Annotated in this window: 23 protein-coding genes; 12 read left to right on the plus strand and 11 right to left on the minus strand. The window is 37.1% G+C overall.

The annotated features are described in order from the left end of the window. Positions 1 to 16: 16 nt before the first annotated feature. From GQO80_RS01830 to GQO80_RS01840, 3 genes are all read left to right on the plus strand, one after another. Complete coding sequence (locus GQO80_RS01830) at positions 17 to 433, plus strand: hypothetical protein (RefSeq protein WP_157206490.1); 417 nt, start codon at positions 17 to 19, stop codon at positions 431 to 433. Between the two features lie 86 nt (positions 434 to 519). Then, the gene (locus GQO80_RS01835) at positions 520 to 1,011 is read left to right on the plus strand and encodes a hypothetical protein (RefSeq protein ID WP_157206491.1); all 492 of its coding nucleotides are present in this window, start codon (positions 520 to 522) and stop codon (positions 1,009 to 1,011) included. 86 nt (positions 1,012 to 1,097) lie between these two features. After that, positions 1,098 to 1,682 (plus strand): DUF4202 domain-containing protein, encoded by a 585-nt coding sequence (locus tag GQO80_RS01840; protein WP_157206492.1) that lies wholly within the window; start codon positions 1,098 to 1,100, stop codon positions 1,680 to 1,682. A gap of 61 nt (positions 1,683 to 1,743) precedes the next feature. Here GQO80_RS01840 and GQO80_RS01845 read toward each other — a convergent pair whose 3' ends face one another. Then, entirely contained in the window at positions 1,744 to 3,912 is a 2,169-nt protein-coding gene (locus GQO80_RS01845) for an endonuclease MutS2 (RefSeq protein WP_157206493.1), read from the minus strand. Between the two features lie 97 nt (positions 3,913 to 4,009). Further along, on the minus strand, positions 4,010 to 6,112 hold the full coding sequence (gene recG / locus GQO80_RS01850) for an ATP-dependent DNA helicase RecG (RefSeq protein WP_157206494.1): 2,103 nt from the start codon (positions 6,110 to 6,112) through the stop codon (positions 4,010 to 4,012). Between the two features lie 83 nt (positions 6,113 to 6,195). On the opposite strand from recG, the gene GQO80_RS01855 reads away from it, so the two are divergent. The 3 genes from GQO80_RS01855 to GQO80_RS01865 are packed head-to-tail and all read left to right on the plus strand — an operon-like array spanning position 6,196 to position 9,975. Next, positions 6,196 to 8,157 carry a M1 family metallopeptidase gene (locus GQO80_RS01855; RefSeq protein ID WP_157206495.1) on the plus strand — a complete coding sequence of 654 codons (1,962 nt, stop codon included), beginning with the start codon at positions 6,196 to 6,198 and terminating at the stop codon, positions 8,155 to 8,157. 1 nt (position 8,158) lies between these two features. Beyond that, entirely contained in the window at positions 8,159 to 9,067 is a 909-nt protein-coding gene (locus GQO80_RS01860; RefSeq protein ID WP_157206496.1) for a patatin-like phospholipase family protein, read from the plus strand. Then, positions 9,064 to 9,975, plus strand: coding sequence for a patatin-like phospholipase family protein (locus tag GQO80_RS01865; protein ID WP_157206497.1), 912 nt, complete (start codon positions 9,064 to 9,066; stop codon positions 9,973 to 9,975). The genes GQO80_RS01860 and GQO80_RS01865 overlap by 4 nt, the downstream gene beginning before the upstream one ends. A 1-nt stretch (position 9,976) precedes the next feature. Here GQO80_RS01865 and GQO80_RS01870 read toward each other — a convergent pair whose 3' ends face one another. Further along, a complete protein-coding gene (locus tag GQO80_RS01870; RefSeq protein WP_157206498.1) occupies positions 9,977 to 10,498 on the minus strand; it encodes a DUF7935 family protein in 522 nt (173 codons plus the stop codon). Between the two features lie 133 nt (positions 10,499 to 10,631). Between GQO80_RS01870 and GQO80_RS01875 the strand changes: the two genes are divergently transcribed. Both GQO80_RS01875 and GQO80_RS01880 read left to right on the plus strand, forming a co-directional pair. Beyond that, positions 10,632 to 12,188 carry an AsmA family protein gene (locus tag GQO80_RS01875; protein WP_157206499.1) on the plus strand — a complete coding sequence of 519 codons (1,557 nt, stop codon included), beginning with the start codon at positions 10,632 to 10,634 and terminating at the stop codon, positions 12,186 to 12,188. 96 nt (positions 12,189 to 12,284) lie between these two features. Then, entirely contained in the window at positions 12,285 to 14,624 is a 2,340-nt protein-coding gene (locus GQO80_RS01880) for an ATP-dependent helicase (RefSeq protein ID WP_157206500.1), read from the plus strand. A gap of 5 nt (positions 14,625 to 14,629) precedes the next feature. On the opposite strand, the gene GQO80_RS01885 is transcribed toward GQO80_RS01880, so the two are convergent. The 3 genes from GQO80_RS01885 to GQO80_RS01895 all read right to left on the minus strand — a co-directional run bounded on the left by GQO80_RS01885 (position 14,630) and on the right by GQO80_RS01895 (position 17,459). Then, positions 14,630 to 15,589, minus strand: a complete 960-nt coding sequence (locus tag GQO80_RS01885) for a glycogen-binding domain-containing protein (RefSeq protein ID WP_157206501.1) — start codon at positions 15,587 to 15,589, stop codon at positions 14,630 to 14,632. 2 nt (positions 15,590 to 15,591) lie between these two features. Beyond that, on the minus strand, positions 15,592 to 16,521 hold the full coding sequence (locus tag GQO80_RS01890; RefSeq protein WP_198037713.1) for a pepsin/retropepsin-like aspartic protease family protein: 930 nt from the start codon (positions 16,519 to 16,521) through the stop codon (positions 15,592 to 15,594). A gap of 74 nt (positions 16,522 to 16,595) precedes the next feature. Beyond that, positions 16,596 to 17,459: an alpha/beta hydrolase gene (locus GQO80_RS01895; RefSeq protein WP_157206503.1), complete on the minus strand. Its 864-nt coding sequence runs from the start codon at positions 17,457 to 17,459 to the stop codon at positions 16,596 to 16,598. A gap of 46 nt (positions 17,460 to 17,505) precedes the next feature. Here GQO80_RS01895 and GQO80_RS01900 point away from each other — a divergent pair, with 46 nt between their 5' ends. Further along, complete coding sequence (locus tag GQO80_RS01900) at positions 17,506 to 18,126, plus strand: L-threonylcarbamoyladenylate synthase (protein ID WP_157206504.1); 621 nt, start codon at positions 17,506 to 17,508, stop codon at positions 18,124 to 18,126. Between the two features lie 119 nt (positions 18,127 to 18,245). On the opposite strand, the gene GQO80_RS01905 is transcribed toward GQO80_RS01900, so the two are convergent. From GQO80_RS01905 to GQO80_RS01915, 3 genes are all read right to left on the minus strand, one after another. Further along, entirely contained in the window at positions 18,246 to 19,082 is an 837-nt protein-coding gene (locus GQO80_RS01905) for an OmpA family protein (RefSeq protein ID WP_157206505.1), read from the minus strand. A 93-nt stretch (positions 19,083 to 19,175) separates the two neighbouring features. Beyond that, a complete protein-coding gene (locus GQO80_RS01910; protein ID WP_157206506.1) occupies positions 19,176 to 20,165 on the minus strand; it encodes a glycosyltransferase family 2 protein in 990 nt (329 codons plus the stop codon). A gap of 45 nt (positions 20,166 to 20,210) precedes the next feature. After that, entirely contained in the window at positions 20,211 to 20,660 is a 450-nt protein-coding gene (locus tag GQO80_RS01915; RefSeq protein WP_157206507.1) for a type I restriction enzyme HsdR N-terminal domain-containing protein, read from the minus strand. 126 nt (positions 20,661 to 20,786) lie between these two features. Between GQO80_RS01915 and holA the strand changes: the two genes are divergently transcribed. Continuing rightward, entirely contained in the window at positions 20,787 to 21,791 is a 1,005-nt protein-coding gene (gene holA / locus GQO80_RS01920) for a DNA polymerase III subunit delta (RefSeq protein ID WP_157206809.1), read from the plus strand. Positions 21,792 to 21,815: 24 nt separating this feature from the next. Beyond that, positions 21,816 to 22,703, plus strand: coding sequence for an SMP-30/gluconolactonase/LRE family protein (locus GQO80_RS01925; protein ID WP_157206508.1), 888 nt, complete (start codon positions 21,816 to 21,818; stop codon positions 22,701 to 22,703). Here GQO80_RS01925 and GQO80_RS01930 read toward each other — a convergent pair. After that, the gene (locus GQO80_RS01930; protein WP_157206509.1) at positions 22,700 to 24,193 is read right to left on the minus strand and encodes a YfcC family protein; all 1,494 of its coding nucleotides are present in this window, start codon (positions 24,191 to 24,193) and stop codon (positions 22,700 to 22,702) included. The two genes, GQO80_RS01925 and GQO80_RS01930, sit on opposite strands and share 4 nt — an antisense overlap. 63 nt (positions 24,194 to 24,256) lie before the next feature. Here GQO80_RS01930 and GQO80_RS01935 point away from each other — a divergent pair, with 63 nt between their 5' ends. Beyond that, a complete protein-coding gene (locus GQO80_RS01935; protein WP_157206510.1) occupies positions 24,257 to 24,922 on the plus strand; it encodes a uracil-DNA glycosylase in 666 nt (221 codons plus the stop codon). Positions 24,923 to 25,587: 665 nt separating this feature from the next. Here the strand turns inward: GQO80_RS01935 and GQO80_RS01940 are convergent. Further along, entirely contained in the window at positions 25,588 to 25,968 is a 381-nt protein-coding gene (locus GQO80_RS01940) for a hypothetical protein (RefSeq protein WP_157206511.1), read from the minus strand.

Raw genomic sequence — 25,968 nt, forward strand, 5'->3', positions numbered from 1 at the left:
ACGTCGAATTTAAACCATGGTCATTTCAACAAGTTTTACAAGTAAAAAAATGGGGAAAGAGGCGTTTCTCATCATGGTTATGTTGTTGGTTGGCCATCTGTTTGCGCAAAAAAAAGAGATTACAACCCAATTCTCGCAGGACGGAAACCTATATACAGATTTCAATGATTTCAAAACGGTGTTGACCAATTTCAAAACCGATGAAACATGTACCGTATTGGCCTTTCAGGGCAGGGATATTTATAAAATTAAGTACAACGATCGTGTAGGTTTTGTCGATTCTCAATTTTTGATTGTAAATGAAGAAATGACCGATTTGTTTTATGCTTACCAAAACAGTGAAAGCAACAAAACAATGGAAGCTGAAAATAAAAGGAAGGAAAAGGTACAAAGTATTGAAAAAAAAACGAAAAAAAGCAGCAGTTATCACTAAAAGAGCTTGAAGCCAAAAATATAAGCAGTTCTGCTACCAAAACACAAACCCATTCCACCGCTCTTTTGGTTGAAAACCCTACAAAGATGATCCCTACTGAACATGAGGTAAAAAATGAAATTGCAAACAAGGAAACCTTTCCGTCAAGTCCGTTAAAAACCTCCACGACCTGCAATTATGCGATAAATGAATTTGACCCCATCGATAAAGTTAAGCTCATTCGAACAGAACCATTTACGATTGCTGAAAACGTGACCGTAGAGTTTTTTAAAAGCGGAAAAAACCGTTCCATTTTTTTTAATTTATTTGAAGATTTAGGCTGTGCCAGTTACCTGCCTAATAATCGATCATTCGTTAAGGTTGTACTTGAAAACAACAAAACAATAACCTTCTACCATACTTGGGATATGTATTGTGGCGAATTCATCTTCAAGGCAACCCTGTCTTCCTTACAAATGAACCTGTTAAAAAAAGCCCCTATTAAATCGCTCGTATTTCATGGCACTAAAAGTTCTAAGGAAATAACAACTATTACATACAAAACTTTTTTCATCGATAAAATAGCTTGTATTGAGTAAATCAAAACAAAAAACAAAGCATTGTAGAACGTATAATTTTGATTGTGTATATTTACTTTGATAAGAACCAAAAAAAAGTTTGAACATTGAAACCAACCCCATTTGAAATTGCCTTGGCATTAATTGACAAAAAAAATGCCGAAGACATCCATAGTTACCACGCCCATGGCTTGGATTTTCCTAAGGAATTACTGTATTCACAACGCATGTCGCAAAAATTGTTACAGTTTAGGCCACAGGCGTCCATGGCGCTTCAAATTGCGGCAAGGGCTCAACATATTTGCCGTTGGAAAATTGCCAGGGATGCATACCCCATGGATCGTGTTGGTTATTTAAAATGGCGCGAAACCCTAAAAAAGATGCATGCCGATATAACGGCGGGAATTTTAAAGGACGTTGGTTTTGATGCCGAATTTATTGAGAACGTGTCGTTATTGATCGGTAAAAAACTCATTAAAAAAAATGAAGAGAGCCAAACCCTTGAAGATGTGGTATGCTTGGTGTTTTTAGATTATTACTTTGAGGAATTTGCAGAAAAGCAACATGACGAAAAAGTGATAGACATCTTAAAAAAAACATGGGTTAAAATGTCGGGTGAAGCACATGCCGAAGCCTTGAAACTTCATTATTCAGATAAAAGTTTAAACTTGATAAAACAGGCCATTTCTTGATTGTAAAAGGTATCGATTTGGTGGCCTTTGGCCGTTTCTTTTTTATGGCTCTTTTAACCTTTTATTTTTTATGGGCCTCTACAAGTTCCAGTAAATCCATATCCACATTGGTTGTAAATATGCCGTAGTTAACAACCACTTTGTTCTTTTCAATTTTATCAATACTGCCAATGGCGCGCCCGTCGTTCATGCGTACACGGTCGCCCACCTTTAAAATGGCTTTGGGCTTGGGTGCTTGAATGGCTTTTTTTTTGGCCTCTTTTTTCTGTTCTCTTATTACGGTAACCACTTTTTCGGCTTCTTGCTTTACATGTTCCTCTTTGGCTTTTAAAATCTTTTTCTCCTTGGGCGTAATTTTTTTTCGCTTTGAATTTTCTATCTGGACCAATTTGAAAAGTTCATCTATTAAGGCTTTCTTTTGCTTGTTGTCGAAATATTTATCGGCCATGTCGTTCACCTTTTGTCCTAAGTAGATAAGGCGTTGGTTGCTATCGTACAATTCTTGGTAGCTTTCTAATTTCTTTTGGATTTTTGTGTTTATTTCTTCCAATTTATGGGCTTCCTGACTTTTTTTCTTCTCGTTCAGTTTTAGCGATTCGCCCGTTTTTTCAAGTTTAGAGCGTTCCTTCTGAAGCTTTGCAATGGTTTCATCAAAACGTACCTTGCTGCGTTCAATTTTCTTTTTGGCACGGTTTATCAACCCAAACGGAATGCCGTTTTTTTGGGCAACTTCAAACGTAAAACTACTTCCGGCTTGACCGATAACGAGTTTGTACATGGGTTCGAGCGTTTTTTCATCAAACAACATATTGGCGTTTAGCATAAAAGGCAGCTCGTTTGCCAATATTTTTAAGTTGGAGTAGTGCGTGGTGATGATGCCAAAAGCTTCCCGATGGTAAAATTCCTCTAAAAATGTTTCGGCCAAAGCACCACCAAGTTCAGGGTCGCTACCGGTACCAAATTCATCAATTAAAAAAAGTGTGTTTTTGTTGCACTTCTTTAAGAAATAATTCATTTGTTTTAAGCGGTAACTATAGGTACTTAAATGGTTTTCAATGGATTGGTTATCGCCTATATCACTTAAAATCCTATCGAACAAACACACACTACTGCGTTCGTGCACGGGAATCAACAGGCCGCTTTGCAGCATTACCTGCAATAGACCAACGGTTTTTAAGGTAATGCTTTTTCCGCCGGCATTAGGGCCCGAAATAACAATAATACGGCTATCTGGTTTTAATTCAATGGTTTGTGGAAAGGTTTTTGTTTTCTTTTTTAAATTATTTAAGTAAAGAAGCGGGTGGAAGGCATCGCGTAAAAATAGGGTTTTGTCCTCTGAAATTTCAGGTAAAACCGCATTCATGGAGTTGGCGTATTTCGCTTTCGCGGAAATCACGTCTATCGCAATTAAAAAAGTTTGGTAGGTTTCTAAAAGCGGTAAAAACGGACGTATAAAGTTGGTGAGCTCTTTCAAGATGCGCACCACCTCTTCGTTTTCTTCAAACGTTAAATTATTAAGTTCCCTAGAATACTGTTGGGTAGTTTCGGGCTCCATATACACAATGCTGCCTGTTTTGCTGCTGCCCATAATAGATCCCTTCACTTTGCGCCGGTACATGGCTTTTACCGCTAAAACCCGACGGTTATCTACCACCGATTCCCGAATGTCGTCTAAATAATCAAGGGCATGGTAGGTGGTGAGCGCAGAGGCAAAACTTTGGTTTATTTTTCCTTTTACCCTGTTTAAAGATTGTCGTAAATCGAAAAGTAAGGGCGAAGCATTGTCTTTAATATCACCAAAACGATCCACAATGGCATCTACTTTTTCAATGATGGCTTTGGTTACTTCAATTTTGGAGGCAAATTCATGAAGGTTTGGGTAATACACTTCAAACTTCTTTAAAAACGTTACAATGTCGTTTGTTGTTACTGATATTGAAACAATTTTTTTTAAACTACTAACTTCTAAATAGGTGTTTTCAATGCGCAACAACTGCAGTTCTTTGGTAATGGCATCAAATCCGTGGTTAGGGATGCGGTTTTCATTGTGTAAGGACGATAGGTATTCGTTGGTTAATTGTAAACTTACAAGCAAGGTTTCCTTGGTTTTATAAGGCTCGATTTTTAAGGCATTTTCATGCCCCAAAACGGTAATGCAAAGGTCGCTTACCTGTTGTAATACGGTTGAAAACTCTAAATCCTGTAATGTTTTTTCGTGAATGTGGATCATTCTTATTTTTTGAAGGGCTTTAAATGAAAAAAGCAAAGTTAAACATTCTGTATTATTGAATGAAGGTTAGTTTTAATGTGTTCGTTTTTTGGATTCTTCAACTTATGTAATTCCAAATATTTTTGTACTTGCCCATTTCTATATACGTGTTTAAGATAACTTTGTTTTCAGCATTTGAAAGGGTTGGGTCGTCCTTTAGCAGTTTTTTGGCATAAAAACGGGCACTTTGCAAAATGTCCTTATCCTTAACGATGTCGGCTATTTTAAGGTTTAAAACCCCACTTTGCTGGGTGCCCATAATATCCCCGGGACCGCGAAGTTTTAAATCGACTTCGGCAATTTCAAAGCCATCGCTGGTTCTAACCATTGTTTCCAAGCGTGTTCTGCTATCGTTGCTTAGTTTGTGCCCTGTCATTAAAATACAATAACTTTGTTCGGCACCACGACCCACACGACCGCGTAATTGGTGCAATTGCGATAGCCCGAAACGTTCGGCACTCTCAATAATCATCACCGAGGCATTGGGTACGTTAACGCCCACTTCAATAACCGTAGTGGCCACCATAATTTGTGTTTCTCCCTTTATGAACCGTTGCATTTCAAAATCCTTGTCGGCAGCTTTCATTTTACCATGAACGATGGAAATTTGATAATGGGGCATTGGGAAATCCCTAGAAATACTTTCGTAACCATCCATTAAATCTTTATAATCCAAGGCTTCACTTTCTTGAATGAGTGGATAGACAATGTAAATTTGTCGCCCTTTGGCAATTTCATCCTTAATAAATTTAAAAACTTGCAGCCTGTTTTTATCGTATCGGTGAACGGTTTTTATGGGCTTTCTTCCGGCAGGTAACTCATCGATAACCGAAATATCCAAATCGCCATAAACCGACATCGCCAGGGTACGTGGAATGGGCGTTGCGGTCATGACCAAAACATGGGGAGGCGTTGCGTTTTTTTGCCATAATTTGCTCCGTTGGGCAACCCCAAAGCGATGTTGTTCGTCGATAATGGCGAGCCCTAAATTTTTGAATTTCACCTTGTCCTCAAGAAGGGCATGGGTGCCAACCAGTATCTGTAAGTCGCCATTTTCTAATGCTTTATGAATGGTCGTTCTTTCTGAAGTTTTACTTGAACCTGTTAATATTTTTATGTTGATATTCAATTTATTACACAAATCAACTAAACCGTTATAGTGTTGAACTGACAAAATTTCAGTTGGCGCCATTAAACAGGCTTGAAAACCGTTGTCAAGCGCCATTAACATTGACATGAAGGCCACTATGGTCTTGCCCGAACCCACATCGCCCTGCAATAAGCGATTCATTTGCGCGTTACTGCCCAAATCGGCTCGAATTTCTTTTAAAACACGCTTCTGCGCGTTGGTTAATTCAAAGGGCAAATGGTCGTTAAAAAATGTGTTGAAATAAGACCCGACTTTTTCAAAAAGCAACCCTTTAATTTTCGATTTATGGATTAAATTCTTAATGATCAATTGTAGCTGAATATAGAAAAACTCCTCAAACTTTAACCGGAATTGCGAACGTGCCAACAACTCTTGGCTCTTCGGAAAATGGACGTTAAATAAGGCTTCACTTTTGGTGAGGAGTTTCAATTCTGAACAAATATTTTCAGAAAGCGATTCCGCAAAACGCCCATTGGTTTCCATAAACAGTTGCTGCATTATTTTAGCAATAACACGGTTGGTAATCCCTTTGTTCGCTAACTTTTCGGTGGAAGGATAAATAGGCTGCATCGCCGAACGCAGGTTCTTTTCGTGTTCTTCTAGCAGTTCCATTTCGGGATGTGGCATGCTAAACTTTCCATTAAACCAATTGGTCTTTCCAAAAACCACATAAGTTGTGTTTAATTTAAAGTGTTCTCGAATCCATTTTTGCCCCCTAAACCATACCAATTCCATCACGCCCGTTTCGTCTTGAAAGGTTGCCACCAAGCGTTTCCCTTGTTTTTGTGCCACTTCAGCAAAGGCTACTATTTTTCCAATTACCTGCACATCGGCATTGCTTTGTTGCAGTTGGCTAATTTTATAATACTGTGTGCGGTCAATGTATCTATTTGGAAATAAGTTGATTAAATCTTGATAGGTGTAAATATTCAACTCCCTGCGCAGCAAATCGGCTCTGTTGGTGCCAACACCTTTTAGGTAATCGATGGGAGTTTGTAGATTAGTGATCATAGAACACGAATTTAAGGCATTTTAAGCAATTCAAAAAACAGAAAATTTGCGTATTTTGGCTTCATCGTTGATACGTTTACTGCATGAATCGATTTTTTGTTATACTCTCATTTTTTGTAGCTTCCCATTTACAAGCGCAACAAACGGATTATGTCGATTTTAAAACCGCTAAAGCGCAGCTTTCAATTGTTCCTGAAAAGCAAGCGGTTAGTGGCTTTATCGAATATGAATTTAAAATACTGAAACCGGTCGATTCTGTTTTTATTGATGCTGTTAATATGAAGTTTCAAACGGTTTATTTAGAAAACAAGAAGATTTCTTATTCAAATGATGGCAAAAAACTATGGGTTAAACATGATTTTAAGCCCGATTCTATTTATAAATTGTCATTTAATTACGATGCTTTTCCAAAAAAAGCAATGTATTTTATTGATTGGGATGCTGATGGCGGAAACAAGCAAATATGGACGCAAGGGCAGGGGAAATACACCAGTAATTGGTTGCCGAGTATTGATGATATGAACGATAAAATGGAGTTTGATTTAACAATTACGTTCAATAAAGATTATGAAGTGATTTCCAACGGAAAACTAACAAACAAACAAATCAACGATTCTACAATAACCTGGCATTACGATATGCAACAACCCATGTCGAGCTATTTGGTTGCGCTAGCCATTGGCAAATACCACAAAAGGGCTGAAACATCAAAAAGCGGTATTCCTTTAGAACTGTATTATTATCCCGAAGATTCATTGAAATTTGAGCCAACCTACCGCTATACCAAACAAATTTTCGATTTTTTGGAAACAGAAATAGGCGTGCCCTATCCGTGGCAAAATTACAAACAAGTGCCTGTAAAAGACTTTTTGTACGCCGGTATGGAAAACACCGGCACCACTATTTTTGCCGATAGTTTTGTGATAGATTCCATTGCTTTTATCGATAAAAACTATGTAAATGTCAATGCCCACGAACTGGCGCACCAATGGTTTGGTAATTTGGTTACCGAAACCTCGGGCATCCACCATTGGTTACAGGAAGGGTTTGCTACCTATTACGCTTTGTTAGCAGAAAAGGCAGTTTTTGGAGATGATTATTACTACTGGCAATTGTATCAATATGCCCAGGAATTGCTGGAACAGGACAAGGCAGGTGAAAGCACCTCGTTATTGGACCCTAAATCAAGCAGTACCACATTTTATAAAAAAGGGGCGTTGGTGTTGCACCTGCTTCGGGAAAAAGTAGGAGATGAGGCTTTTAAAAAAGGCATTAAAAATTATCTTTTGAAACATCCATTTAAAAATGTTGGGACGAATGATTTTATAAGTGAAGTTGAAAAAACGAGTGGCCAAAATTTAAAACCGTTTGTTGATTTTTGGCTCGTTGATAAACAGTTTCATTATGAAGCGGTTTTGGGGAGTTTGGAAAAATCGCCCTTTATTCAGGACTATTTAAAGGTTGATTGTGAAACCAATGCTGAAAAATGTGCCCATTATTTGTCTTCAAATATTTCAGATGAAGCTAAAATTAAAGTAATCTTGCAACAACCAAATCTCATCAAAGTGAAAGATTTCCAAAATGGAATAAAGGTTCGTCAAGCCATCACCATGCATCTTGCACAAATACCTTCAGAATTAAAAACCGCCTACGAATCGCTTTTAAACGACGAATCCTATGTTACCATTGAGAAAGCCTTGTTCCATTTATGGCTGAATTTTCCGCATGAGCGAAAAAAATATTTATCGCAAACCAAAGGAATACAAGGGTTTAACGATAAAAACATCCGAACACTTTGGTTGGCTTTGACCTTATTGACCGCCGATTTCGAGCCCGAAAACAAACAAATGTATTTTCAGGAACTAACAAATTACACAAATCCTGTGTATGGTTTTGAGATTCGTCAAAATGCTTTTTTATATTTACAGGAAATAAAGGCGTGCAACGATGCTTGTAAAGAAAATTTAAACCAAGCAACAACGCACCATAGTTGGCAATTTTCAAAATTCGCAAAAACAATGCTAGAGCAACTCAATTCCAATTAAAATGAAAGCATTAGTCATTTCCGGTGGTGGTAGTAAGGGCGCATTTGCAGGTGGAGTGGCGCAATACCTTATTGAAGAATTGAAGCGCGACTACCAATTGTATATTGGCACATCGACCGGAAGTTTGTTGGCTTCGCATTTGGCATTGCAAAAAATTGAAAAAATAAAGGGTGTTTACACCAACGTAACTACCGATAGCATTTTTAACGTGTGCCCATTTGTGGTAAAACAAAAACATGGCAGCCAAAACATTGCCATTAACCACCTAACCGTACTTTTTAACCTTTTGCGCGGAAGCAAAACATTTGGCGAGAGCCATAATTTGAAAAATCTTATTAAAAACACCTTAACCAAGGAAGAATTTCTTATATTAAAACATGCAACCAAAGACGTGGTGGTAACGGTTTCCAACCTCTCGCTCAACCAAGTGGAATACAAAAGCCTCAAGGATTTTGATTATGAGGCCTTTTGCGAATGGATCTGGATTTCGTGCAACTACACGCCCTTTATGACATTGGTGAAAAAAGATGGCTGCGAATATGCCGACGGCGGTTTGGGCAATATGGTGCCCATTGAAGAAGCCATCAATAGAGGCGCCACCGAGGTTGATGCCATTATATTGCAAACAGAGACCAACCAATTCAACAGGTTGCCCTCCCGAAATCCGTTTGCGTTGTTAACAAACATGTTTAGTTTTATGTTGGATCGTATCGAATCGCAAAACATCCGCATCGGAAAATTTACGGCAAGCCACAATGAAGCCATCATTAATTTTTATTATGCGCCCACGGTTTTAACCACCAATTCGCTTATTTTCAACAAGGAAAAAATGACGCAATGGTGGCAAAGTGGCTATAATTTTGCAAAATTCAAAAATCAGGAAGTGAGTCAACTAGAAAGTAAATTATGAGGGCATTGGTAATTTCGGGCGGTGGCAGTAAAGGCGCGTATGCCGGCGGTGTTGCACAATATTTGATAAAGGAAAAAGGGCATCAATACAATTTGTTCTTAGGAACGTCCACAGGCAGTTTGTTGGTGCCCCACATTGCTGCCGATAAAATAGATAAGATTTATGAGGTGTTTACCGATGTGAAACAAAGCAACATTTTTAGCATTAATCCGTTTAGGGTGCGGAAAAAAGGCGATAGGGAATATGTTTCCATCAACTTTTTAAACTCTATCTGGCAGTTTATGAAAATGAAGCGCACTTTTGGCGAAAGCAAAGCCTTGAAGCGTTATTTGAAAAAGCATTTTACCGAGGAAGAATTCAATTTTATTAGAACCACCAAGGAAGATGTGATTGTAACGGTTTCAAACCTGTCCAAAAACATCGTAGAGTATAAGTCCATTAAAGAATGTACTTATGATGAATTTTGCGAATGGATTTGGATTTCCTGCAACTATATACCATTCATGTCGTTGGCAAAAGTAAACGGTTTTGAGTATGCCGATGGTGCTTTTGGTTGTGTGGTGCCCATTCGGGAAGCCATTCAACGGGGCGCAACTGAAATTGACGCCGTTGTTTTAGAATCGGAAAACCTAGAGTATATGAAGGTTCTGGGGAAAAACCCGTTTTCATTGATGCTAAATCTATTCGGCCATCTTTTGGACCAAGTGGAACGAAGCGATATTTTAATTGGCAAACTAGCGGCCAAAAATAGGCAGGTAAAACTTAATTTATACTATACACCTTCAAAACTTACAGAAAACTCATTGATTTTCAACAAAAAACTAATGCAATCGTGGTGGGAACAAGGGTTTGAATATGCAAAAAACAAGGACAAGGAAGCCATGTCCAATGAATTGCGCATCGATTAGGCTACCAAATATCGGTTACTTCATCTTTTATAAACGAAAGGGCAGCGTCGCTGGGTGAGCGGCGTTCCATCATTTCGGTTAAAACCACTTCCCTAAGCTTGTTTGCGGTATCGGTTTTTTCCAATAAACTGGCTTTTCTAATCAACTGGATGGTTGCGTTTTTGGCAGCGTTTATAATGTTCCAGCACTTCTCTGAGATATAAATTTGTTGCGATAGGTTGTGCTCAAATTCTTGTTCAATGCTTTGTATAAGTAAAGCTTCGTAATTATCTTTATTTGAATCTATTGGAGCTACCCGTATTAATAATTTTGAGGGTTTAATACGCTCTAAAAACAATACCATGCGTTCATAGGCCTGCAAACGTGTGGGCAGCGCATTAACTTGCAAATCTTTTTTTAACAGATACCGGCGGCGGCCATCTTCATTTTTTGTGTGTTCCTTGAAAAAATAATAGGCAATCAGTCCGGTAATCACCGAAGGGATGGCATATAAAAGCAGGTCTATAATTCGGTCGGTATCCATGTAATTTTATCGATTTGGGTTAAAAATTAGTTTGTTATTACCAACCAAATATAAACATTCTTTTAATTTTTGCATATACTTGATGAAATATGTCTTTGTTAATAACAGACATTTTTTAGAAGTGTTTTTAAATATGCCTGAAAAACCAAAAAAAATAGCAATAGGAGTTGTAGTAACGCTACTTGTGCTTGCAACAGGTATTTTTGCGCTCAATTATTATATTGAGAGCAAGCTGAAAAAAGAGATTGCAGGCTTACCCAACAACATAAAAATAGCGTACAAGGCCATTGAGGTAAATTCCTTAAAAGGGAAACTACACTTTGTAAACCCTCAGGTTTCTGTGTATGGGAAAACAACCGGAACCGTTAATTTAAAGACTGAATTACAAAGTTTTACCATTGATGATGTCAATTATTGGGACTATCTTTTGAATAACAAAATAAGCATTGAAAACATCATTTTCAACCAACCTAAGGTAACGTATTACCATAACGAAGAAGTAAAATCAAAATCGTATGGCAACGTTTTTAAAAACCCATTCGATAAATTCATTCATATTGAAAACCTTCAAATCAACAATGGAACCATCAAGGTTTTTAACGCGCCGACCGATTCATTAATGCTTCAATCTGAAAAAATCGATTTTAAGTTCAGCAGCGTTCAAATAGAAAAGAAAAGCAATAAAAAATCGATTTCATATCAGAATTTCAGTTTTTATAGCACAAATCTATTTTATCGGTTAAATACGTTTGATAATTTGCTTGTGGAACATCTTACTATCAGTCCAAAAACCTCAAAAATAAAAGGGCTGCGTATTAAAACCAAATACAAAAAGGAGCAATTGTCAAAGTTGCTATCAACAGAACGCGATCATTTCGATTTGTCAGTTGATTCGTTGGTTGTAAAAAATCAAGATTTCGGTTTTAAGCACGATGCTAATTTTTATTTTAAAAGCGAACGGGTTGATTTTTTTGCTCCTGATTTTGATATTTATAGAGATAAATTAGTTTCAGACGACCTAACATACAAACCCTTATACAGCAAAATGTTAAGAGATATAAAGTTTAGTCTTACTTTAAACAAAGTGATTTTAAATGATGGAAAAATAAGTTACACCGAAAAAGTGAAGGAAGGTACCCAAGGTGGCAAATTGGAGTTTTCAAAATTACATGCAAAAATTAAAAACTTAAGCAATACATACAAGGACACGCTAACTGTAATTAACGTTAGTGCCATTTTTATGGAAACAACGCACATAAAAGTAACTTGGAGTTTTGATGTGAATACTACAACCGATGCATTTCTGTACAAAGCGGAACTCGGTACATTGGCAGCCCAAGCCATGAACCAATTTATGGAACCCAACCTAAATGTGGCTTTAAAGGGAATTATCGATAAAACCTACTTCACGATAAGTGGCAACGACCGTATCTCGCAAATTGATTTAAAGTTGAAATACGACCATTTTGATGTGGTGGTACTAAAACAAAATGGCAAGGAAGAAAACAAATTTTTATCGGGCTTGGTCAATCTTTTCGTATCTAAGGATAGCAAAAAAGATTCCGGTTCATTTCGCTATGGCTCAAAAACAGATGTTGAGAGAGATCAAACAAAATCGGTTTTTAACTACCAATGGCTCAATATCAAGGCAGGATTGTTAAATGCGATGACGGGCGATGGCAAAAAATGAAAACAGCAATTAACCAAATATGTTTATAATTATTAATAAATCGCGCCACATATAAGCCCAACATTGGTTATTTTCACGTCGTAAAATGAAAATGAATTGGAAACGTATTTAAGTCAGTTAAACGAGGCGCAATTAGAGCCCACCATCCAAAAAGATGGCCCCATGATCATAATTGCCGGTGCAGGCTCGGGCAAAACCCGTGTGCTAACCTATCGTATTGCCTATTTAATGAGCGAGGGCATCGACCCTTTTAATATTTTATCGCTTACCTTCACCAATAAAGCGGCCCGTGAAATGAAGGATCGTATCGCTAAAATTGTGGGAAATAGCGAAGCCAAAAACTTGTGGATGGGCACTTTTCACTCGGTGTTCGCCAAAATTCTGCGCATTGAAGCCGATAAGTTGGGCTACCCCGCAAACTTCACCATTTATGATACGCAAGATTCCGATAGGTTGATAGCTTCCATCATCAAGGAAATGAATTTGGATAAGGATATTTATAAGCACAAGCAGGTGCGTTCCCGCATTTCTTCCTACAAAAACAGCTTGATAACGGTACGCGCGTATTTTCAAAATCCCGAACTCATAGAAGCCGATACCATGGCAAGACGACCCCGTTTGGGCGATATTTACAAAGAATATGTAGAACGCTGTTTTAAGGCAGGTGCCATGGATTTTGACGATTTGCTATTGAAAACCAACGAATTGCTCACACGTTTTCCAGAAGTGTTAATGAAATACCAAAACCGCTTTAAGTATATTTTGGTGGACGAGTACCAAGATACCAACCACTCGCAATACTTAATTGTTAGGGCGCTGTCCGATAAATTTCAAAATATCTGTGTGGTGGGCGACGATGCACAAAGTATTTATGCCTTTCGTGGTGCCAACATCAACAATATTTTAAACTTTCAGAAAGATTATGACGATGTAAAAGTTTTTAGGTTGGAACAAAATTACCGCTCGACCAAAAACATCGTAAATGCGGCCAACTCCATCATTGATAAAAACCAAACAAAATTGGACAAAGTAGTTTGGACGGCCAATGAGGAAGGCAATAAAATAATTGTAAACCGCTCGCTTACCGATGGCGATGAAGGGCGTTTTGTAGCAAGCACCATTTGGGAAAACAAAATGCAACACCAATTAAAAGACAGCGATTTTGCAGTGCTGTACCGAACCAATGCCCAATCGCGTGCCATCGAGGATGCTTTGCGAAAACGGGATATTCCGTATCGCATTTATGGTGGCCTATCTTTCTATCAGCGTAAGGAAATAAAAGATGTGCTGGCATATTTGCGCTTGGTTATAAACCCTGCCGATGAGGAAGCGTTGAAACGGGTTATAAATTTCCCCGGAAGGGGCATTGGCGATACCACCATCGATAAATTGGTTGTGGCAGCCAACAGTTACAAGCGTTCTATTTTTGAAGTGATGAAGCACATTGATAAAACGAATGTAAATATCAACTCAGGTACCAAAGCAAAATTACAGGATTTTGTAACAATGATTGAGAGCTATCAAGTTTTAAATCAAACGGCCGATGTTTTTGAGCTTGCAGAACACGTAACCAGGACAAGCGGTTTAATTCGCGAATTTAAAAAAGATGGAACGCCCGAAGGTGTTACCAGAATGGAAAATATTGAAGAACTTTTAAACGGTATGAAAGATTTCGTGGAAGGGCAGAAAGAAGTGGCCGATACCACAGGATCCTTAACCGAATTTTTGGAAGATGTGGCTTTGTCCACCGATGCCGATGCCGATAAAGGCGACCCGAACCATGTGGCATTAATGACTATACATTTGGCCAAGGGTTTAGAGTTTCCGTATGTATTTATAGTTGGTTTGGAAGAAGATTTATTCCCGAGTGCCATGAGTATGGGCACACGTAGTGAACTGGAAGAAGAACGCCGCCTTTTTTACGTTGCGTTAACACGTGCCGAAAAACAAGCGTATTTAACCTATGCCTTGTCGCGTTACCGTTGGGGAAAATTGGTAGATTCTGAACCTAGCCGTTTTATTGAGGAAATTGATGCCCAATACTTGGATGTTGTTACGCCCATTGAAGAACGTCGTTTCAACCCCATGCTAGATGTCGATATTTTTGGTGATGTTGAACCTCAAAATACAATGAGGTTTAAACCCGCCAAACAAGCCGTATTCAAGAAAGGGCCCGCTTCAAAAGAAGAACCTATTAAAAATCAAATAACAACGCCCAAAAACCTGAAGCCTGTTACAGCATCAGGTAGCGAAAACGTGAATTTGTTCGATAGCAAATTGGCCGTTGGAAACGTGGTGAAGCACATGCGTTTTGGTACCGGCGAAGTGGTTAAAATAGAAGGTACAGGTGCCGATGTGAAAGCGGAAATAAACTTTCAGCATGGAGGTGTTAAAAAACTATTGTTGCGTTTTGCAAAACTGGAAGTTATAGGGTAAATAGATTACTTGATCATACGAACCGAATTTATGTGTCCGTTGCCATCATATTCTTTAACACTATTGTTGGGGTCGGTAATCCATTCCCCATCCACAATAAATTTATAATGGTGCTTACCGCCCGATAATGGTACTACATATTTCCAGCCATAATCTGTTTTTTGCATTACAAAATCGCTTTCGTTCCAATTGTTAAACGAGCCTGCTAAAATCACTTTTTTAGCGTTTGTATAACCTCTTAGCTTAAAAGCGGTATATTCCTGGATGTCTAAAACCGAGTTGAATTCGTTATACTCATTTCTTTTTTTATGAATGTTGTTGGGGTCTTCCATCCACCGGCCATCTACAATAAAGCGGTATTCATAGGTTCCGGGTTTTATCTGTAAAGTAAGTTCCCAACCATCCTTGTTTTTTTTCATTGAAAACAGCTTCTCGTTCCATTTATTGAAAGAACCCGTTACTATTACTTTTTTTGCGTTGGTAAAACCACGAAGTTTAAAACTGGCATTGCCGTTTTCGTTGGGGTATGCGGTGTACATCTTTAAATTATAAACACCAAGTCTGTATCCATTTTTGGAGGCCTTTTCAATATTCGAATCATAGCGTGAAGGTTCGGCCCAATAGGTGTTGTTGATGATGAACTTAAATTCCCAGGAAAATTCATCATTAAAATCGGTGATGCTTTTTCTTAATTCATATTTATACTCATTTATTTTTTTCATGTACCAGTTATCTCTGGACCAATTGTTAAATTCGCCCGAAACAACCACGTTTTTTATATTAAAATCATTAAAATCAAGCACTTGCCCAGTATGTTCTTTTGTAAATTTTGTGTAGTCGCGTACATCAAAAGAAAATACAACCGTATCGCCTTCAATTTTATAACCCTTGAAGCGCTCGTTTTGTGCATAAGAAAAGAAACTTATGATAACAAAAAGGAAACTATGTAATTTTAAATAGGACATGGTTAATTAAACGGGTAATTTATAAAATATAATTTCTTTTTTTGATAATTGATGATGGTTCTTTTTTGTTCAAAAAATGCGTAGCCTAAAATACCGTCCAAATCGGTGCCAAAAGCCTCGTTCATTTTATTCAAATTGGTTATTACGGTGTACATAGGGCCAAAATAAACCGTTTCACTTAATTTAACACGATACAATTTTCCTGCCAAAACTTCAATTTTCTTATCGCTTGCCGCTCCAGACAGCAATAACCGTTTTATTGGTTTAAATTGTTGGAGCACTTTTTTGTTGATGCTTTTGTTTATTTGGTTAAATTCGGCTGCCGTATCCAAACCAAACGTTATATTTTGGTCGTTAACCGTACCATTGATTACAATAGTATGGTTTTTTAATTTAAAATCTAAGCTATCTATAATTTTTTCCAGATACACATTTTTATCCCATTTTTCACCAAAAGCATCTACTTTCGACAAGGTTATTTGGTTGAGATATAGGTCGATGAAAATTTCGTAATCTTTTAAGATATTGTACCCAATAACGCCTAATAATTGTATTTTTTTGGCATGTTCTATATGCGATAGGTCGATAACATCCGATACTTTGTTATAAATTTTGAAGTGTTCCAAAGCAAATTCCTTTATGTATTTTTCATAAGAACTCTCAACAGATTGCAAAACGCCTGATGCATTGCTCTGCTTTCTTTGATGCTCGTAAAATTCTGGAAAATGGACTTTGTTCAAAATAAGGGTTTCTGAACCTGTATCGATAATAAAATTGCCTTTTTTGTTTGAAATTTCAGCTTCAATTACAATTAAATGATCCACTAATTTAAACGGAATCCGGATAGTGTATTCGTTTATAACTTCAGCTTTTGGAAACACGATGGTTTGCGTCATGCCATTGGTAGCACTTAAAAAATGCACACCGAACATAATACACCATATACTGAAATAAAACCTTAGCATATAACTAAGACTAACATACCTGCAATTTGTTACAGTTTTAATTATAAATGTGCTTGTATGAATGCCTTGGTTTTAATCCAGGTATCCAATAATTCCAATCCAACCCAGCCATGGCCGGCATTTGGGTACAAGGTAAATTGATGCGTTACGTTTAGGGTTTGCAGTTTGTCTTTTAAAGCTGTGCCTTGCGTTGTGGGAATTAAAGGGTCTTGGCCGCCATAAAATAAAATTGTAGGTGGTGCGCTTGCGGTGGCGCGGTGCAACGGACTTACTTCTTCCAAAAACGGTATGGAAGCATCAACTCCAAATAAATCTAAAAGCGATTGAAGTTCGGGCGATGTATTATTCAAATAAGCAGGGTCGGTTAAATTGGTAGGGCCAACAATGCTACATACCATATTAATATTTTTATCACTATCGAAAGCGTAACTCCATAACAGCGCTAAATGCCCACCAGCACTGGTGCCTATAAACCCAAAATTATCGGAGATGGTGTATTTTGTTTTATTGGATTTTAAATACTCAATCACCGCCGTTATATCGTCAACCTGCATTGGGTAAGGTTTGTTGTTAGCGGTTGCCAACCGGTAATTGATGTTAATAACAGCTACGTTTGGTAAATCTTGCCTCACCAAATCCTTTATGGGGTTCATATCGGCCTTATCGCCACCAGACCAACCGCCACCATGAACGAGAATAAGGGTTTTTGTTTTTGAAGTTCGCTTTGCGGGCAAGTACATGTCAAAAGTTTGGTTACTGTCATTGCCATAAGAAATGTTTAGTGATTCGTAATATTTCGAAGGGTTTAGGATGTTATTTGTATCGTCATCGGCAGTTTCATTTGAACAACTAAAACTAAAAATCAATATAATTATAGCTAAGAAAATGATTTTAGGATGCTTCATAACAAAATAATTTTTACTTTTAAAACGTAAAAGCAACATGTTTATTATGGCTGAGTTTGTTAGGATTTATGAAGAAAACCCCAATCCAAAGGAAATTGATAGGGTAGTGGCCGTGTTAAAACGTGGCGGCCTTATTATTTATCCCACCGATACGGTTTATGGGTTAGGCTGCGATATTACCAACTTAAAAGCGCTTGAGCGGGTAGCCCTGATAAAAGGGATTAAGTTGGAAAAATCGAATTTCTCATTTGTTTGCCACGATTTAAGCAACCTTAGCGATTATGTAAAACAAATCAATACCACCACGTTTAAAATATTAAAACGCGCACTTCCAGGGCCATACACCTTTATTCTTCCGGGTTCCAATTCGTTGCCAAATCCTTTTAAGAAGAAAAAAACGGTGGGTATTCGGGTACCTGCAAACAATATTGCGCTTGAAATTGTAAAAAAACTAGGCAACCCCATCATATCAACGTCTATCCATGATGAAGATGAAGTTATTGAATACACTACCGATCCGGAACTTATCCTAGAGAAATGGGATAATTTGGTCGATTTGGTTATTGATGGTGGTTATGGCGACAATGAAGCTTCAACCGTTATCGATCTTTCAGAAGATGAACCTACGGTAATACGACAAGGGAAAGGCAGTTTGGATATTCTTTAATTCCTGAGGAAACATACATTCCGTAAAATAAACAAGTCGGCTTTTTATTTCTGAAGAAATTAAGCCAACAAAAAAGCCCAACTTTGCAGTAGGGCTTTTTTTATAAGGTTTTGAACCAATTAGTTTTTAGCTGAAAGATTTTTCATTTCTTTTTCAACCATATCATAGAATTGATCAATTTTAGGAAGTACTACAATTCTTGTACGTCTGTTTTTAGCTCTGTTCTCAGCAGAATTGTTTTCTACTAATGGCACATAATCAGCACGTCCTGCAGCAATTAACTGCGATGGTTTAACACCCAGTGTTTGCAACACCCTGATAATTGAAGTTGAACGTTTTACGCTCAAATCCCAGTTATCCAACAGCACGCCACTTGCGTAAGGAACATTATCGGTATGGCCTTCAACCATACATTCAAAATCGGGTTTGCCGTTTACTACTTTGGCAACTTTTGCAAGCACTTCCTTAGCTTTGCTGGTTACATTGTAGCTACCACTTTGGAACAATAATTTATCTGAAATTGAAATAAATACCACGCCTTTTTCAACATTGATCTCAATGTCTGGGTCGTTAATGCCAACTTCACGCTTTAAACTGGTAACAACAGCTAAAGTAATGCTATCCTTTTTAGTTAGGGCATCTTGCAAACGAGAAATTTTCATATCTTTTTCCTTGATGCTCTCTAAGGTTTTTTCGATGTTGCTAGCGCCTTTTGCAGATAAAATTTGTAAATTATCGTTGTTTTTTCTTAAATCGGCTATTTGTTCTTCCAAAGCAGTTGCCCTTGCCGATGCCGATGCTTTGTCTTCAATACAAGCATTTAATTTTACGGTTGCAGAATTTAGCAAATCTTGGGTTTCTTTTTGTTTTGCCTCAAGGTCTGTGAATTGTTTTTTTGAAACGCACGCACTTAATAAAAACATTGCGGATACGCTAAGTAATACGATTTTTCTCATAATTATAAAAGGATTAATTTTTACTTCTTTAATGTGCAAAAGTAGCTAAAAAAAGACGATTTGCGCTATTTTAACAAAACTTTTGCAAACAATTTATAAACTCGAATAAGTTGTTTTTTTATTTACAAAATAAGCCATCACAATGGATGGGATTTGATAATACTGTATCTTGTTTTTGGTGTTTTTTCTATTCTTTAAAAGCAATTTTAAATGTTGGTAATAGCTTATATGGGCTTTTATAATGGCTAGGGTATGCTGCGGCTTGAGTTCTACTAAAAATTTTATACCTGCAACACCATCTAAAAGCATGCGTACAAATATGAGCATAAAAATGTGTCCATTAGCGTTTTTTGTTAATGCAAATAAACTATTCCTGAAATTAAGGAAGGTTTTTTTGGGGTTTGCATTGCTTAGTGTGGCACCACCCACGTGATAAATGGTTGATGCGCCCACATACCCATTGGAATAGCCCAAATTCTTGGCGCGCCAGCATAAATCAATTTCTTCCATGTGTGCAAAAAAGGCTTCGTCGAGTCCGTTTAATTGGTTAAAAACGTGGCTTCTAATAAACAAGCACGCACCCGATGCCCAAAAAATATCGGCGGTGTCGTTATACTGCCCGAAATCGTTTTCAATGGTATTAAAAATCCTGCCTCTACAATAGGGGTAGCCGTATTTATCAATAAAGCCACCTGCGGCCCCGGCATATTCAAAGGCATCTTTATTATTAAAATCCAGTAACTTAGGTTGAATAATGGCCATATTGGGGTTTTCCTGAAATGTTTTAACAACAGGTTGTAGCCAGTTTTTTGTTACTTCCACATCATTGTTCAACAAACAAAAAATATCGGCTTCCACATGTTTTAAAGCATCATTATAGCCTTTGGCATACCCGCCATTTTCGGTGTTTTCAATTAGTTGAACGGAAGGAAATGTATTTTTTATAAAATGGACAGATGCATCGGTTGAGGCATTATCGGCAACATAAATGGTCGCTTCTTTTGAATGTGCAATGACCGAGGGTAAAAACTGTTGTAAGAGTGCTTTACCGTTCCAGTTTAGTATTACAATTGCTAGTTTCAATAATTAGTTTAAGGTTATGGGTTTATGGGTTTATCTGAAAAACGGTTACTGTTCACTATAAAAAGGAATGTCCTGTAAAAAATTATAGCGTTCGTTTTCAAAATCCATTTGGCAATAATAATGATTTATTCCGTTGGTTACCATCAAAAAATTAGCATTTAAACTACGGTTATACTGTGCAATTTGGTCGAATGTATCTTGATTGATGGTTACAGTGGGCGATTTACATTCTACAATTAAGTGAATGTTTCCGTTGGGATTAAAAATTACAATATCGTAACGCTTCCTTAAACCATTTACAATCAGCTCCTTTTCAATATTTATTAACGATTTTGGGTAGCCTTTTACTGTTATCAAATATAATACACAATGTTGCCTAACCCATTCTTCGGGCTGCAAAATCACAAATTTTTTGCGTATGCAATCGAAAATAGAAATTTTATTTTCGCTATTTTTGAATCGAAACGGAAACCTAGGAAAATTGAGTTGTTGCACACGACAGAATTATATTTTTCAAAGTTACGTTTCAAAATCAGAAACCACAATATTCAAGCATCAAAATACAATAATTTATAATTTGTTTTTTGGGAATTTGAAATATATAATTTGAATTTTTCAATTTTGGACGAAGTAAAACAGATAGTTACCGATATAAAAAACGGCCATTTAAAGCCTATTTATTTTTTAATGGGTGAAGAACCCTATTATATAGATAGGATTTCGGAGTTTATTGAAGACCATGTACTGGCCGAAGAGGAGCGGGGTTTTAACCAAATGGTGCTTTACGGACGTGATGTAACGGTTGAAGACATAATAAGCAATGCCAAACGTTACCCTATGATGGCCGACCACCAGGTGATTATCGTAAAGGAAGCCCAAGATTTGGCACGCAGCATCGAAAAACTGGCCGATTACGCAAAACAGCCCCAACCAACTACGGTCTTGGTAATGAATTACAAATATAAAACCATCGATAAACGCAAGGCTTTGTACAAAACGCTTCAAAAAAACGGGGTGGTTTATGAAAGCAAAAAACTGTACGAAAACCAGGTTGCCGATTGGATTCGGCGCGTATTATCAACAAAAAACTATACCATTGTACCCAAAGCAGCCCAAATGCTCGTGGAATTTTTAGGCACCGATTTAAGCAAGATTAGCAACGAATTGGATAAGCTGCAAATAATTTTGCCCAAGGGAACACAAATTTCGCCCGAGCACATTGAAGAAAACATAGGCATTAGCAAAGACTTTAATAATTTTGAATTACGGCAAGCCATTGGCGAAAAAAACGCCTTTAAAGCATTTAGAATTGTAAATTATTTTGCCGAAAACCCCAAGGACAACCCCATGGTGGTAACCGTTACCTTATTGTTCAATTTTTTTTCACAGTTATTGCAGTTTCATGGTTTGACCGATAAATCGCCAAGAAATGTGGCTTCAGCATTAAAAGTAAATCCGTATTTTGTAAACGAATATGTGTTGGCTGCAAAAAATTACCCCATGAAAAAAGTAAGCGAGGTCATTTCCGTGCTCCGGGAATTTGATGTTAAAAGCAAGGGCGTTGGCTCGAACGCAGTGCCGCAGGGCGATTTATTGAAAGAGTTGTTGGTAAAAATAGTATCTTAAACTGTTTATTAATATATAGGTTCCATGAAAAAATTTAGTTTCTTTCTAATCGTTAGTCTTTTTGCACAAATAGCTTGCAAGCAAACTCAATTTGTTGAAAATAAAGATGTTACAAAAACAAAAAACACAGTAACCTTAACCAAATTATGGGAAACCGATACCTTGCTTAAAACCTGTGAGGCCGTTCGATATGATGCCGCCAAAAAAATTATCTATGTTTCAAATATTGGTGGTGTACCAACAAACTCGAAGGATGGCGACGGAACGATGTCCATTCTAAATTTAGATGGAAACATTATAAACCAAAATTGGACAACGGGCATCGATGCGCCCAAAGGTGTTGATTTTTTTAATGATAACCTGTATGTTGCCGATATTGATGCGATTGTTAAAATTAACAGGAAAACAGGCCAAGTTGAAAAAAAATACGAGGTTCCTAATGCTGTTTTTTTAAATGATGTAGCTATTGATACCAATGGCGATGTATATGTAACCGATTCTAGGGACGATAAAATTTATAAACTACACGATGGAGTGGTTTCCTTATGGATGGAACTAAAGGGCATCAACCCCAATGGTATTTTCATAGAAAAAAACCGGGTGTTGGTTGTTTCTTCAAGTAAAGGCGATTTTATTTCCATTGATAAAAATACGAAACAAACGACCATGTTAGCAACAGGAATTTTAAGTGGCGATGGAATAGTAGCTATAAATGAGGGCTATATTATCTCAGCATGGAAAGGTGAAATATATTTTGTGGAAAAAAATTCAAAAGGCGAGGCGGCAAAATTGATTTTGGATACCAAGGAAGAAAAATTAAATACGGCCGATATTGGCATCGTTCAAGAAAAAAACATCCTTTTGGTGCCCACGTTTTTTGGCAACAAAGTGGTTGCCTATAAAATAAATTAAAAATAAACCGAAAGGGTTAGCATCAGCATCGTAAATATGGTTAAAATGATAACAAGTGGCATTACAAATTTCAACCATTTATCATAGCCAACCTTCACAATTGCCAACGATGCTAAAATCAATCCGGTAGGACTAATAAATGCAAACAGGCCCATGCCATATTGGTAAGCGTTCACAATTGCTTCCCTGCCAACACCCACACCATCGGCCAAAGGTGACATGATAGGCATGGTTAAAACCGCCATACCAGATGATGACGGTATAAAAAACGACAGACCCGCATATATATAAAGCATGGCGTTAATAAAAATGCCCTTGTTCATGCCGCTGGTTGCGTTACTTGCGTAATACAGCATGGTATCGCTTATTTGTCCGTCGTTCATTAAAACGGTTACACCACGTGCAATGCCTATAATGATGGCCACCCCAAGAAGTTCGCTGGCCCCTTTCACAAAAACATCAACAAATGTGTATTCGTTTATTTTGCCAAGTATTCCAATAATAATGGCACCAACAAAAAACACCACGGTCATTTCCAAAAACCACCATTCCAGTTGCGAAACGCCATAAATCATTACAACAAAGCACATGGCAAAAACAAAAAGGATCAGGCGTAAACGGGTCGATAGATGGATGGTAGCATTGGTAGTTGTGCCAAATAAAGCTTCAACGCTTTCCTTTTGACTAAAAATAATAGATTTTGAAGGTGCTCTTTTTACTTTTTGGGCATACCTAAGAATATAAGCTATACATATTAAAGTGCCCAAAATGAGCATGATGAAACGGCCCGTTAACCCGGTAGTCCAATTTATTCCCGCTGCATCAGATGCTATAATGGCACTAAAAGGATTGGTAGTAGAACACATTGAACCTATGGAAGAACCTATATAAATGCAGGCCAAGGCCACCATGGCATCATATTTTGCCGCTAGAAAAATAGGGATTAAAATAGGATAAAAAGCAATGGTTTCCTCGGCCAGACCAAAGGTAGTACCACCAATGGCAATTAACAGGGTTACCAGAATAATCAAAAGGAATTCCTTACCTTTTAACGTTTGCGCCAACCACGAAATACCAGCATCAAAAGCACCTGTGTAGTTCATAATACCAATAAGTCCACCAATAAAAAGTACCAGAAAAATAATATCAGCAGCTTCAATAATCCCTTTAATGGGCGCTTGCAAAAACGCCACAAGCCCCTGTGGTTTTGCGGTAACCTTATGGTAAGTGTTTGGAATGCTAATGGGCTTCCAAATATCGCCATTTGTAAATTTTTCAACCGGAATTTTAATATGAAGGGCATCTAAGGTTTGTTGGGTTGCCGGTAAGATTTCGGTTTTGTTTATACCGGTTCGGGTAAAGTTATTTTCTGTTTTATTATAAGTTAAGGAATCAAACTTTCCAGAAGGAACAAACCAAGTTAATAAGGCCACTAAGCCAGCAATAATGAGCAATATGGTTTGGGCGGTTGGGAATTTTATTTTTTTCAATCGTAAAAAATTTTAGTAAGATTAAAGATAGTATTATTTTTATTCGATTAAAGAATAATATTTATGAATGTTGCTATACAGGAAAGTTGGAAACCTTTGTTGGAACCAGAATTTGAAAAAACCTATTTTAAAAATTTAATTGAATTTGTTAAGAAAGAATATGCAGTGCACACGTGTTTTCCTAAGGGGAATCAAATATTCAATGCATTTAATTCCTGCCCATTTGATGCGGTGAAAGTAGTAATTATAGGCCAGGATCCCTATCATGATTACGGACAGGCACATGGTTTGTGCTTTTCGGTAAACGATGGAACAAAGCATCCACCTTCCTTGATCAATATTTTTAAGGAGATTGAAACCGATTTAGGCATTCCTTATCCAGAAAGCGGTAATTTAACACGTTGGGCGCATCAAGGCGTGCTTTTGCTAAATGCTACCTTAACGGTAAGGGCGCATCAAGCGGGTAGCCATCAAAACAAAGGCTGGGAGGTTTTTACCAATGCCGTAATTAAACTTATAAGCGATAAAAAAGAACATGTGGTATTTTTACTTTGGGGCGGTTATGCAAAACAAAAGGCCATATTGATAGACTCTGTTAAACATCGTATTTTAACTTCAGGACATCCATCGCCATTAAGCGCCAATAGGGGTTATTGGTTTGGCAATAAACACTTTAGCAAAGCTAACTTCCTGTTGGAGCAAGTGGCTCAGTCGCCAATTGAATGGTAGGCTGTGGTTTAAGCACCACGGGCGTTGTTGATGGTTTTTGTTGTTTTACGGTTTTGTTACAACTAAACTTTAGCAATAACAAGTTAAGAACCACTAATGAAACTATTAAAATTGTAATATTAACAAGCATAGGCTTAAAATTCTATCTATCGTTTAAATGCATTTTAAAAGGCTGAAATACACATTTAATCTGTAAAAATAAATTATGGAGCAAATATAATAAATAAAATACTACATACAAATACATCTTTGTACTAATATAGATTTCTTAAAAAAAAATATTTTTTTAAGCATTTCGTCGATTATTTGGTTTTAATTGTTCGTATTCTAAATAATAGTAGTCTGGATTATGAAAGTAATTTATAGTTATAATTTGATTTTTAATATTGAAAACTAAAACGCCATAATATGTACTATAATTTATATTATGTAAAATAGAATATTTGTAAACCATTATATTTAAAGGTTTTAAATTTCATTTCCTATAATTGCTATCAATAGAATCTATATCCCCTTTTCGGTCGCAACAAACCAAAAATATTTACGTCATAGCGGGCAACAAACCATCTTACTTTAGTTTGTTTTCCAAAAGCTTCAGCATAATGTTATTAAATAGTATTCGATTCAAATGAAGCCTGATTTCTCGCCATGACGTAAATAAAAAATCACAGCCATTTTGAAAAATAATCCATAATTTCTTCCTTAAATTCATAATGCAGCTTAATATAGGTGCGCATATCTTCTTTTAAAGGATAATGTTCATTTTGCAACCTACCATTTTGGGTATCGTTAAGATTGGTTTTATGCAGGTTGCTCATTTTACTTCTTATACGGTGGAGCAGTTTGGAAATGGCACTTTTTTCAAGCATAATGCGATTTTGGAAAGCCTCTAAAGGCACTAAGGCATCGGGCCCGTGCTCTCGTTCGGCAATTTCTTCTAGTTTTTCCTGAAAGGTGTCCATTTCATTAAAATGGAATCGGAGTTCACGCTTCCAAGTTTCTAAATTAAATTTTAGGTCGGTTAAATACAATACTTTAGTCTGCAT

Source organism: Mariniflexile maritimum (assembly GCF_009746565.1).
GTDB lineage: Bacteria > Bacteroidota > Bacteroidia > Flavobacteriales > Flavobacteriaceae > Mariniflexile > Mariniflexile maritimum.